This is a genomic window from Bradyrhizobium forestalis, assembly GCF_002795245.1.
Lineage (GTDB): Bacteria > Pseudomonadota > Alphaproteobacteria > Rhizobiales > Xanthobacteraceae > Bradyrhizobium > Bradyrhizobium forestalis.
The window spans coordinates 245426-257053 of the sequence record NZ_PGVG01000004.1; the positions used below are offsets into that span (position 1 = coordinate 245426).

Sequence of the window (11628 nt, forward strand, 5' to 3'; positions counted from 1 at the left end):
CGTCGGCAAAGGGCCACTTGCAGACGTTCGCCCGAGTACCGCCAGAGGTCAGCTATGGGCCGCAAGCGGACCTCCTCCTTGCAGCTCGTCGCCAGATAGGCCAGCATCAACACGGCAATGTCTCTCGATGCTTTCCACTCGGCAATAGGGGCAAGTCATGTCGGTCCACGAACATTGGCAAATGGATGCCAGCGCGCCGGAACTGTACGAACGTTACCTAGTACCAGCCATCACATCATTATGGGCCAACGACCTGCTCGACCGCATTGCACCAGCGCGCGGCGAGAGCGTACTCGACATCGCGTGTGGGACCGGCATCGTCGCGAGATTGATAGAGCAACGTGGCATAGCGGGACGTGTTGTCGGCCTTGACCTCAATTCTGCGATGCTCGCGATTGCGCGCTCAAAGTCTCCAAAGATTGAATGGATCGAGGGGAGCGCGCTTGACCTTCCGTTCGATGCAGGCAGCTTCGACGTCGTACTCTGCCAACTCGGGCTACAATTCTTCCCAGATCGACTTCTAGCGCTAAAGGAAATGGTGAGGGTGCTTAAGCCCGCCGGCCACGCTGGATTCAGCGTTTACGGCTCAATTGAGAAGACCCCAGCGGCGTACGCTTTCGTGCAGGCACTCGATAAGTGTCTCGGAGAAGAGGCGTCACGCATTAAACGTTCTGAGCATCTTTCTTGCGATGCTCAGGAGATTGCCGATTGGGCGAAGCAGGCCGGCTTTGACTTCGTCGAAGTGGCCCCTGTCACCAAACAGATCAGGTTCCCGTCAATGCTGGATTATGTGCGCTTTCAGCTCACGGCAACGCCGATGGCTAGTCTGTTGAACGACAAAGAGGTGCCTGAGCGGGATCGCTTAATCATGTCGATTTCCGACGATGCCGCCTCTCGGCTCGACTATTCCATGCTGGCAGGTGGCAAGCTGACGTTTCCGCAGCAATCGTTCGTGGCGATTGCCTCGCTCCACTGAAGCCCGCTTTGGGTCACGAGCAGACGTGCAAGCGGCCCGCGCGAGAGCGCCCAGAGTCCGCCAAGGGCTGTTATCGGACTCTGGTGCTTTGCCGACGGGGAGACGCTTTTGAACGCCAAGTCAGTTCTGGCTGTTCCTTTTCGATGAAAGCGATCGCTGCTCGGACGAAACCAAGCGCGATGACTCGTCATCCCAATCTCATCACGCTTTGACGTCGCCGCCAAACCGCCGCGCCAGCGCCGTCAGCACCACGAACGTCGCGACCCACACCATCCGCGCGCCGTAGCGGTCGTGCGGGCCGGAGATCACGCCGCAGATGAAGGCGTTGCCGAGCAAGGCCAGGGTCACAGTCGCCGCCAGCAGCGTCAGGTCGTCCAGCCGGCGCTTCGCCAGCGCATGCGCGAGCAGCGCGACCAGTCCCAGCATCGAGGCCAGCGCGACCGGGACATGCAGCCAGTTGATGGTGTCGAAATTGATGTCCCAGTGCTGCTGCCGCGCCGCCCGCATCGGCGCGACCTGCGCGGGGATGTAGCGCTCGATGATGCCGTAGGTGTGCGGGATCCAGCCATTGGTGCCTTCGCCGGTCGCCACATGCAGCAATTGCTGTCCCATCGCGCGCAACGCCGCGCCCGCCTGCCAGGCCGGATAGTCCGCAAGCGAATGCACGACGATGTAACCCATCTCCTCATTCATGCCTTCGAAGCGGCCGAGCGTGTTGAACATGCTCTTGCCCCACAGGAACTCATCTGCTGTCGACGGCAGTTCATTGCGATACGGACACAGCTTGTAGCGTTCGCGCGGGCAATGGTCGTTGAGATATTGTGCGACGATGCCGTCCTGCATCATGCGGCCGAAGGCGACGCCGTAACCGCCGGGAGTCCAGGCCAGCTTGCCGGACAGCGCGTAATTGGCCGAGACCAGCATCAGGCTGCCCGCAACGATGGCGAGGCTCGCCTGTGCCAATCCGGCAAGCGGCAGGCGCTGCCGAAGGAACGGCCGTGCCATCCAGCCCGCGGCGCAAAGACCGAGCAGCACGCCGAGCGTCGCGCTGTGGGTTGCGGCGGCAAAGGCGGTGAAGACGAACAGCGAGATCTTTTCGCGCGCCGAGATGCGGCTTGCGCCGACGGCCAGCAGGAACAGCGACAGCACTGAGAGCCCGGCAAAGATGTCGGTGAGCAGCATGCTCGCAAGCCAGGGCAGCGCGGTCGACACGATCAGGCCGAGGCTGATCACGACGAAGCGGAAGGTTTGCATCAATCCGAGGACGCGAAGGGTGAGCTGCAGCAGCCACAGCGTCGCCAGCGACTGGGCGGCGAGGTTGATCCAGAAGCCGAAACTCTCGCCATAATGCAGATAGAGGCCGAACACCGTGGAACGGCTGGGGACGAGATAGCCCTCGTACCAGCGCGCCAGATAGCCGCCGGTATCCCATTGCAGCAGCGGATAGCCGTTCCAGAACGCCGGCGCGATCATCAGGAGGGGCAGGGCCACCGCCGCCAGCCGCAGCCAAAACGTATCAGCGGCGCGCGCGCGCAATTGTTCGGTGGTGATGCTCAAATCTGCTCCCCGTCCTCGCTCGGACATGACCGCAATAACGGCTCAGAGAGAATTCACCAATAGTTTGACGCCGCCCCGCTTGAATTTGCCAAAACTCTGACCACTTTGAGCCGACCTTGCGCTTCGGGGCGTCAGAAGAAACTGTTGTGTTTCAAAGTCTTGGCATGCCCCGGCGGGGCAAGGTGCTGTTCACTCTCAGGCAAGCCCGTCAGGACTTTGTCGCCTAGACTGTGCTATACAGCCCGCAAAAGAAGCCCATTCGAGAGAGCAAATCCCATGGCAGTGCATCAGGTCAATCCGGGAGGAAAGCTCGCATCGCTCGATCCGATCTGGGACCGGATCCGAGGCGAAGCGGAGGACATCGTCCGTCGGGAGCCGGAGCTTGCGACCTTCATCTATTCGGCGGTGCTGCATCACGGCCGCCTGGAAGATTCGGTGGTCCACCGCGTCGCCGACCGGCTCGATCACTCCGCACTGTCGGGCGACCTCGTGCGCCAGGCTTATATTGAGGCGCTGCGCGACGACCCTGATATCGGCAACGCCTTCCGCGCCGATCTCGTTGCCGTCTACGACCGCGATCCCGCAACCTCGCGCTTCATCGATCCCTTGCTCTACTTCAAGGGCTTCCACGCAATCCAGACCCATCGCCTCGCGCACTGGCTCTATCTGAAGGGCCGCAAGGATTTCGCATACTACCTTCAGAGCCGATCGTCGGCGGTGTTTCAGACCGACATCAATCCCGCCGCGCGCATCGGCCGCGGCATCTTCCTCGACCACGCCACCGGTTTCGTCTGCGGTGAGACGGCTGTCATCGAAGACGACGTCTCGATCCTGCACGGCGTCACGCTCGGCGGCACCGGCAAGGAGAACGAGGACCGTCATCCGAAGATCCGCCATGGCGTCTTGATCGGAGCCGGCGCAAAAATCCTCGGCAACATCGAGATCGGCCATTGCGCCCGCATCGCCGCCGGCTCGGTCGTGGTCAAGCCGGTGCCGCACAACGTCACCGTCGCGGGCGTGCCGGCCAAGATCGTCGGCGAAGCCGGCTGCGCCGAGCCGTCGCGCACCATGGATCAGATGATCAACGCCTTGGGGCTTTGATCTTCGCTCGATGGAACGGGGCCGATTTTCCGGCCCTTTCCGTCCCAAATTTCTTTGGCAATTCATGCTGGCGGTTCGCCGCGTCTCGTCGTAAACCCCGCCAACCAGATTTTCGATTGGAGACTTGCCGTGGACGTCAAGGAAGTGAGAAAGCTCGACGCGTATCTGAAGCGCGTATTCGGCAATCCCAAGATTCGCGTCGTACCGCGGCCGAAGAAGGACGATTCCGCCGAAGTCTATATCGGCGAGGAATTCATCGGCGTCCTCTTCGTCGACGACGAGGACGACGATCGTTCGTTCCAGTTCCAGATGGCGATCCTCGAGGACGATCTCGTCGACCAGGAGTAGGCGTTGCTACGCCGCCGTTGCGAGCGAAGCGAACTCTTCGCCGTGCGCGGCGCTCTCGTGTCCCGGACGCACCGCAACGCCCATAAGCGCGTTTACGCGCGTCTTCGACACGCTATGGCGTTGCAGTGCAGAGCGGGACCCAAAAGCCGCACGGCGCATCTCCGCAACATGGGCCCCGGCTCAGCAGCGCACCGTCGAAGAGACGCTGCGCTGCGTCCGGGGCACGCATCGAGATCGAGGCGCGCTCTCTCAACAGCCGTCATTGCGAGCGCAGCGATGCAGCACCAGCTTCGCGGCGGCATAACTCTATCTCTTCGCAAGCACGCGCAGCCGCGCAGTTGCATCGGCAACGATGATGCCCTCCGCGTCGACGAGGTCGGCTTGCACGACCATCTCGCGATTTTCCATTGTGCCATTCTACCGCTGTTTTGCCCGACGCCTCAAGTAAATTTCGAAAAATACGAAACATGGAGGCGGTTGAATTTCGCACGGCACGCGATGTGTAGCCGCAACAGTCATTCACGGCATGACGATCGGACTGTGATTCTAAAAATACGAAGTCGTGCCAAAGGCTTGGCTACTGTGCATGGGGTTGTTTTCGAAGTTTTTGTTTTTGGAAGGCCCAGGCCAGGTGGCCGCGCTCACCCCTTCGGCCCGCGCAGCTGCGCCGTCAACTTCTCCATCGCATCCGCCACCTCGCGCCACTGTGACAGCCAGCTCCGCGGAAAACGGAAGGTGAGGTCGGCGCCGCCGACGCGGCGCTCTGAGAGGCACATGCCCGGGGTGGCCGCATCGCGCGTGCAGCGCGCGGTCAGCGCGGGGCTCACCGCGGAATAGAGGTCCTCGCTGCCGTAAGGCGTGTCGGTGCGGAACATCCGCATCGTCAGGCCATCCACCGGCATCGCCGCGGCCTGGTCGAGATAGCGCGGATAGATCGTGGCGGTTCGCTGCTCGGGCGAGAGCGCATCGTGATGGGCCGCGATCGACAGGAAGATGCGGTCGATCGATTGCACTGCCGCTTCCACCGTCTCGGCGCTGACGTGCTTCGGCGCGCCGGGCGGCTCCAGCGAGGGGTAGAGGAAGTCGAGATCGATGCGTTCCTGCGGCCCCGAGTGCCGCTGGATCTTCATCCGGATCGCGGTCACCGGCAGGTTGAACAATGTGCCGCCGATGCTCACCGGCAGCTTGTCCGGAGCGTTCGCACCCCGGCTGCCCCAGGTCGGCCACAACAGATAGGCGACGAGCGCGACCGCGCATGCCGCGGCAGTGCCGCCGAGCACGATCGGGACGACATGCGCCCGGGTGCGCGTGCGGGGGGACCTGAGGGGAGCTGCCGAGAACACCGTCATGAATTGCGCAAGTCGACCGGAGGTCGGCCGATGGCCGACGAATCAGCGGCGAATATGCCATGCGACGGCGATTTCGCGCAGCGTTCCCGGCTGCGGGAAGCGGGGACGGCCCTGCGCGGACCGGCCGGCCGCGTTAACCTTCTCTTAAGGATAATGTAGCGTTAACCGGCACTCTTTGTCACAGGAAGGCGGTGGCGTTGCGTAAGGGCCGATCCGATGACACCTGAAGCTCTCAATACCTTCTTCTCGATCTGCATCGGTTTCGCGCTCGCGGGCGCGCTCGTGAACGGATACCAGGCGCTCGCGCAGCGGCCCGCCGGCTTCGGCCTGTTGCAGGACGGCGTGGCGCCGAAAACCTTTGCGGCGGTTCCGTTCCTGGTGTTCGCCGCGCCCTTCATCATCATGCGCAACACGCTGCGCGGCATGCGGGTGGAAAGCCGCCGGGCTGAATTCGTGATGATGGCGACGCTCATCGCCGGGTTCTGGAGCATGATGAGCGGCACCTTCTTTCTGATGACGCTGCGCGCCGCCGGTCTTCTGGTCTGACGCTCGCGATCTGAGCGCGGCCGGCCCTTTGCCTCCAGGCTGCGGTTTGGCTATGCCAGTGGTCAACGCGACAGGAGACCTCCATGGCGATCTACGAGCTCGACGGGCAGGCGCCCGACCTTCCCGCCGACGGCAATTATTTCATCGCCGAAACCGCCACCGTGATCGGCCGCGTGCGCCTGAAGCCGGGCGCGAGCGTCTGGTTCGGCGCGGTGCTGCGCGGCGACAATGAGTGGATCGAGATCGGCGAGGGCGCCAACGTCCAGGACGGCTCGACCTGCCACACCGATCTCGGCTTTCCGCTTGTCATCGCCAGGAACTGCACCGTCGGCCACAACGTCATCCTGCACGGCTGCACCATCGAGGAGGGCGCGCTGATCGGCATGGGCTCGATCGTGATGAACGGGGCCAGGATCGGCCGCAACAGCATCGTCGGCGCCGGCTCCGTCATCACCGAGGGCAAGGAGTTCCCCGAGCGCTCGCTGATCATCGGCTCGCCCGCGCGCGTGATCCGCACGCTCGACGACGCCCAGGTGCAGAAGATGGGGAGTGCGGCGAAGTTTTATGTCGCCAACGGCCCGCGCTTCAAGCAAGGCTTGAAGCGGATCGGCTGAGCTCCGCACCGTAAAAATACCGGCGGCAACTTTAATCCTCCGCTAGCGCGATCACGCTAATCGTCGAGCGTTTTCAACCAGGAGGAGTGGCGCCATGGATGCGACGGCGCTGGGATCCGGTTTTGGCGCCGGAACCAAATTGTTGAAGAAATTTGTGAGGTTCGCGCGCGGCGTCGACACCCTCACCGTCGCGGAGAAGGTTTATAGCATCGCCGGTTTCCTGGCGATCGTCACCACCTTCCTGCTCGTGATGTCGATCCAGTCGGTGCGCTTGCAGACGACCTATCGTCATATGCATGCGTCCTCGGCCGCGGCGGCGATCAACGTCGGGCGCATCAATGCGCTGATCTATGCGATCGTCATGGAGTCGCGCGGCATCTACATGACGGCCGATCGCGGCAAGATGAAGCAGTTCGCCGACGGCCTCTTGCGGCGCAACCGTGAGCTTGCCGAGGCCGTGAAGACCATGGAGCAGAACGTCCGCGACGACGACGCCGAACTGTTCTCGGACTTCCGGCAGCGGATCGCGCAGTTCATCGACTTCCGTCAGGAGCTCGTGCGGCGCGGCGTGGAGATCAGCTCGGCCGCGGCGCGCGAATGGGGCGACAACGACGCCAACCGGACAGTGCGCAATAAGCTCAACAGCGATATCGAGGCGCTCGAGCGCATCTACCAGCAGCGTGCCCGCGAGGCGGACGAGCTTGCCAATGAGAACCGCTATGCGGCCGCCTATCTGTTCGCGCTCGGGCTCGCCGCCTTGCTGCTGGCGGCGCTCAACGTCGTCGTGATGCGCCGCTCGGTGGTCGGCGCGCTGGCCGAGATCACGCAGGCGACCGACCGGATCGCACAAGGCGACGTGAAGAGCGAGGTGCCGCATCTGCGCCGTTACGACGAGATTGGACGTCTTGCGCGCGCCGTGCAGAACTTCCGCGACGCCGTGGCACGCATCTTCGAGCTCGAGGAGCTCGAGCTCGGAACCGCGCAGGCGCGCGACGTGGCGATGACCGAGCGCGACAAGTTCAACGACAAGTACCAGGCCAAGAAGTGGCAGCTTTCGGCCGCGATCAGCAGCATGCCGCAGGGCCTGATCATGCTCGACGGCAAGGCCAATGTGGTCGCGATGAACGCCAACTACCGGAAGATCTATAGCCTGCCCGAGACGATTCAGGCCGGATCGAGTCTCGAGGAAATCCTCCAGCACCGGGTTAGAAGCGGGCTGTTCAGCGGCGACGTCACGAAATATGTCGGAGCGGTTCTCGACCGGATCGCCAGGCGCCAGCCGACGGCCTACGAGATTGCCTTGAACGACGGTCGCACCATCAAGATCTACGAGCGCCCGATGGACGGCGGCGGCTGGGTGTCGGTGCAGGAGGACGTCACCGAGCAGCGTCAGCGCGAACGCATTCTCGAGCGCATGGAGCGCTTCCTCGCCACCATCATCGAGAACGTGGCTGAGGGCATCATCGCCAAGGATGCGCGCAATCTGCGCTACGTCTTCGTCAACAAGGCCGCCGAGAAGATGATCGGCATGTCGCGCGGCGAGATCATCGGCAAGACCGCGCGAGAGTTGTTCTCCGTCGAGGCCGCCGAATTGATCGAGCGGCGCGACCAGCAGCTTCTCGCCCAGAGGCAGCAACTCGAGCCGATCATCGATACCATCGATAGCCCCGTCCGCGGGCGCCGCGTCATCTGCGCTCGCCGTATCCAGGTGGGCGGCGCCGATGAGGAGTCCCACATGTTCGTGACCATGGTCGAGGACCGGACCGAGAGGCCGGCGGCGGCGGCATAGCGCTCAGTGTGCGCTCATTTGTTCCGGAACTGGTCTTTGCCGCGGCCGTTGACCGGCAAAGGAGGATTTCCGATGGCCAGATCGTCCGCAACCGCGTCAATCAAGACCACGATCATGATCCTTGCACTCGCGGCGATGCCGGCCGTCTCGTTCGCGCAAGCGACCGGCGGCTCTGCCGGATCGAGCGGAGGCGCGGTGGGATCGACCGGAGGTGTTCGCAACTCGCCCGCTCCGCCGCCCGGTACCAACAGCCTGGGTACGGCTCAATCATCCGGCCCGGGATCCGGAGTCACCACCGGCACCGGCGCGGGCGGGGAGGCTGATGCCACCGTCAACACCGAGAACCGGCAGCTCGACCGGAAGATGAAGAGCATCTGCCGCGGCTGCTGACGCTCGCGCGGAAGTGAGACAGTGTGGCTGTCACGAGTTTCCAACTGACGTTAGCTTGGTCCTGCTTTGAAGCGTGGAGCGTGTCCACGCGGAGGATCGAGTGATGTTACGCAAGATGATCATGACGGCGCTGACTGTGACGGCAGCCGGGCTGTCGGCGCCACAACTGGCCGAGGCGCGTGGCGGTTTCGGACATGGTGGTGGCTTCCATGGTGGTGGTTTCCATGGAGGTGGGTTTGGCGGGGGCGGCTGGGGGCACCGGCATTGGCATGGCGGCGGCTTCTGGCCAGGCGTCGCGATCGGTGCGGGTCTCGTCGGTGCCGGCTACTACGGCGGCTATTACGGCTACGGTTACCCCTATTACGGTGATCCCTACTATTATGGTACCGGCTACGACGATGGCGGTTATGGCGGCTGCTACGTCGTCCGCAAGCGCGTGATGACGCCGTCGGGATGGCGGTATCGTCGCGTCGACGTCTGCGAGTGAGGCGGAATGCCTGTTAAAAAACAAGGCCGTTGACGCAGTATACCGTCAACGACCTTGCCAGCCCCGGATATTGAAATCGGCTCACGCCATCCGGTGACGGCGAGCATCGCGCGGAATCATACGGGCGAATGTGATCCAGTTCACAAGTGGCGAAAATAAAAGTTCCCGTCGCGCATCAGCTCAGCCGCGTGAGCGCTTGCGTGCGCTGGCGTGAACGCGGTGCCGTGCCGGTTTCCTACGGGTAACCGACGGCGTCTCGACCTCGGTCGCCCGTGCACTGGCAAAGGACTGCCGCAAACCGTCGATGGATTCGTTCAGGCTTGCGACCTGCTCGGACAGGCGCTTGGTGTCGGCCTGTTGCGCCGCCATCAGCCGCTTCATCGTCTGGAGCTGGTCCTGCACCACCTGAAGCTGGTCGATCGATTCCTGCTGGGTCACCTCGAGCCCCTTGGTCTTCTCGACCAGCTGCTCGGACGCCTGGGCGGTGCGGGCCTGGAGCTGCCGCGATGCCACCACCCGGTCGGTCTCGGGGGCTGCGCCGGTATAGGCGCGCCAGATCGCGATTGAAGTCACTCCCGCGATCAGGAGCAAGAGGGCTGCAGCGGTCAGCGCGATGGGCTGCGCGCCGAGGCGGAGGAGGGGGTTGGACGGTGTGTCCTGGGCGAGATCGATCATCGCTGACAAAACCCAAATTGAAACTTGGTGAGTGGCGAAGACCGGCAACCCAGAGGGGTCACCGGGGCGTCCCGAAAACGTTACGTTTCGGCAAGGAATGGGACCAAAAAGAGGCTGAGAGCCAAAAAACCAGTGATCAGCAGGCCTTGCGGGCCCCGAGAGCCCCCTTAAGGGGCAGGATCAAGGCTGAAACTGCGAAAACAGCCCGGAATAGCTCTTCGCCCGCGGCGGCGCGTAGGGGCCGAGGCGGGAGGTCTTCAGCCCCAGCCGCACCAGTGATTCCGCCAGCGTCACCGCGGCGGCGACGCCGTCGACGACGGGCAGGCCGTGCGCGCCGGCGAGCTCAGTGGCGAGATCGGCCATGCCGGCGCAGCCGAGCACGATGGCCTCAGCCCGATCGTCACGGATGGCGGCGGTGATCTCCGCCGAGATTTTTCCGAGCGCATCAGCATTGCGCTCCTCGAGCGCGAGCACCGGCACTTCGGCGGCGCGGACCCGGGCGCAGCGCTCGGCGAGTCCGTATTTCCGCAAGTTATGCTCGATCGGCACGATGGAGACTCCCAGCGTCGTCACCACCGCAAAGCGCGCTGCGACCAAGCTCGCCATGTGGAAGCCGGCCTCGCCGATGCCGATCACCGGCGCTTTGGCGGCGGCGCGCGCGGCATCTAATCCGGTGTCGTCGAAGCAGGCGATGATGTGCGCATCCGCACCATTGCGGTCGGCCTCGCGGATGCAGCCGAGCATGCCGGGGACGGCAAAGGCTTCGTCGTAAAATCCCTCGATGGAGACCGGACCCATCGCAGGCTGGCCGGCGTCGATCAATGTGTCCGGCAGGGCGACGCTGCGCGCCGCAGCGGCGATCTTCGCCGTCATGGCCGCCGTTGTGTTGGGATTGACGACGTGCAGCCGCATCAGATCAGACAAGCCCTTTGCCGGCGTCCGAGCCCTTGGCCGCCTGCCGCTTGTTGAGCACGTGGATGGTGCCGAGCGCAAGCGTGATCACCGTGAACGAGACCGCCGAGATCACGGTGCCGAGCGCGTAGATATCAGGGTTGGTCACGGTGGTGGTGAGGCCCTGCAGATCGAGCGGCAACGTATTGACCGCGCCGATCGCCTGGCTGGAGCGCGCGAGCTCGTCCCAGGACAGCGTGAAGCCGAACAGGCCGATGCCGATTACCGACGGCAGGATGATCGGCAGCACGACGTGACGGAAGGTCTGCCACGGCGTTGCGCCGAGATCGCGCGCGGCTTCCTCGAGCCGCGGATCGAAGCGGTTGAAGATCGCGAACATGATCAAAAGCCCGAACGGTAACGTCCAGGTCAAATGCGCACCGAGCCCCGATGTGAGCAGGCCCATCGAGGTTTCAAAGTTCTCGTTCCAATGTGCCTTGATCAGATCGTCGATGATGCGGAATTCCAAGGAGATACCGAGCGAGGTGATGATCGAAGGAACGATCAGGCTTGCGATCGCCGAGTAGAACAAAATGCTTTGCGCCTTGAATCTTCTGCGGAAGGCCATGCCGGCGGCGACCGACAGCACGACGGTGACGATCATCACGATGATGCCGAGCAGCAGCGAGCGGCGGAAGGCCGCGCCGAGATCGACGATGCCGGTGCCCTGGAACAATTTTGCGATCCAGAAGGTCGACACGCCGTTCATCGGGAAGGTGAGGCCGCCCTGCGGCCCCTGGAACGACAGCACGTAGATCGCGATCATCGGCCCGTAGAGGAACAGCACATAGGCCGCGAAGAAGATCGCGAGCACGTAGAAGGAGCGCGGGCGTCCTTCCTTCATG

At 63.4% G+C, this 11628-nt stretch carries 13 protein-coding genes; 8 read left to right on the plus strand and 5 right to left on the minus strand.

Annotated features, from left to right (window positions below; all coding sequences use genetic code 11):
• Nucleotides 1-157 precede the first annotated feature (157 nt).
• Entirely contained in the window at nt 158-976 is an 819-nt protein-coding gene (locus tag CVM73_RS07460) for a class I SAM-dependent methyltransferase (protein WP_100231356.1), read from the plus strand.
• Nucleotides 977-1177: 201 nt separating this feature from the next.
• On the opposite strand, the gene CVM73_RS07465 is transcribed toward CVM73_RS07460, so the two are convergent.
• Nucleotides 1178-2533 (minus strand): hypothetical protein, encoded by a 1356-nt coding sequence (locus CVM73_RS07465; protein WP_167406688.1) that lies wholly within the window; start codon nt 2531-2533, stop codon nt 1178-1180.
• 276 nt (nt 2534-2809) lie between these two features.
• Here CVM73_RS07465 and cysE point away from each other — a divergent pair, with 276 nt between their 5' ends.
• A complete protein-coding gene (gene cysE / locus CVM73_RS07470) occupies nt 2810-3634 on the plus strand; it encodes a serine O-acetyltransferase (RefSeq protein ID WP_100231357.1) in 825 nt (274 codons plus the stop codon).
• Between the two features lie 129 nt (nt 3635-3763).
• The gene (locus CVM73_RS07475) at nt 3764-3982 is read left to right on the plus strand and encodes a DUF3126 family protein (protein ID WP_007602550.1); all 219 of its coding nucleotides are present in this window, start codon (nt 3764-3766) and stop codon (nt 3980-3982) included.
• A gap of 641 nt (nt 3983-4623) precedes the next feature.
• Here the strand turns inward: CVM73_RS07475 and CVM73_RS07485 are convergent.
• Nucleotides 4624-5331, minus strand: a complete 708-nt coding sequence (locus CVM73_RS07485) for a hypothetical protein (RefSeq protein WP_100231358.1) — start codon at nt 5329-5331, stop codon at nt 4624-4626.
• A gap of 216 nt (nt 5332-5547) precedes the next feature.
• On the opposite strand from CVM73_RS07485, the gene CVM73_RS07490 reads away from it, so the two are divergent.
• The 5 genes from CVM73_RS07490 (at nt 5548) to CVM73_RS07510 (ending at nt 9157) form a co-directional block, all read left to right on the plus strand.
• Complete coding sequence (locus tag CVM73_RS07490) at nt 5548-5877, plus strand: DUF6949 family protein (RefSeq protein WP_100231359.1); 330 nt, start codon at nt 5548-5550, stop codon at nt 5875-5877.
• Nucleotides 5878-5960: 83 nt separating this feature from the next.
• Nucleotides 5961-6491, plus strand: coding sequence for a gamma carbonic anhydrase family protein (locus tag CVM73_RS07495; RefSeq protein WP_100231360.1), 531 nt, complete (start codon nt 5961-5963; stop codon nt 6489-6491).
• Between the two features lie 94 nt (nt 6492-6585).
• Nucleotides 6586-8280, plus strand: coding sequence for a PAS-domain containing protein (locus tag CVM73_RS40625; RefSeq protein ID WP_100231361.1), 1695 nt, complete (start codon nt 6586-6588; stop codon nt 8278-8280).
• Between the two features lie 72 nt (nt 8281-8352).
• Nucleotides 8353-8670 (plus strand): hypothetical protein, encoded by a 318-nt coding sequence (locus CVM73_RS07505; RefSeq protein ID WP_100231362.1) that lies wholly within the window; start codon nt 8353-8355, stop codon nt 8668-8670.
• Between the two features lie 103 nt (nt 8671-8773).
• Complete coding sequence (locus CVM73_RS07510) at nt 8774-9157, plus strand: hypothetical protein (protein WP_100231363.1); 384 nt, start codon at nt 8774-8776, stop codon at nt 9155-9157.
• A gap of 180 nt (nt 9158-9337) precedes the next feature.
• Here the strand turns inward: CVM73_RS07510 and CVM73_RS07515 are convergent, their stop codons facing one another.
• From CVM73_RS07515 to CVM73_RS07525, 3 genes are all read right to left on the minus strand, one after another.
• Nucleotides 9338-9832, minus strand: coding sequence for a hypothetical protein (locus CVM73_RS07515; protein ID WP_100231364.1), 495 nt, complete (start codon nt 9830-9832; stop codon nt 9338-9340).
• A 180-nt stretch (nt 9833-10012) separates the two neighbouring features.
• Nucleotides 10013-10744 (minus strand): aspartate/glutamate racemase family protein, encoded by a 732-nt coding sequence (locus CVM73_RS07520; protein WP_100231365.1) that lies wholly within the window; start codon nt 10742-10744, stop codon nt 10013-10015.
• Between the two features lie 4 nt (nt 10745-10748).
• On the minus strand, nt 10749-11627 hold the full coding sequence (locus CVM73_RS07525) for an ABC transporter permease (RefSeq protein ID WP_100231366.1): 879 nt from the start codon (nt 11625-11627) through the stop codon (nt 10749-10751).
• Nucleotide 11628 lies beyond the last annotated feature (1 nt).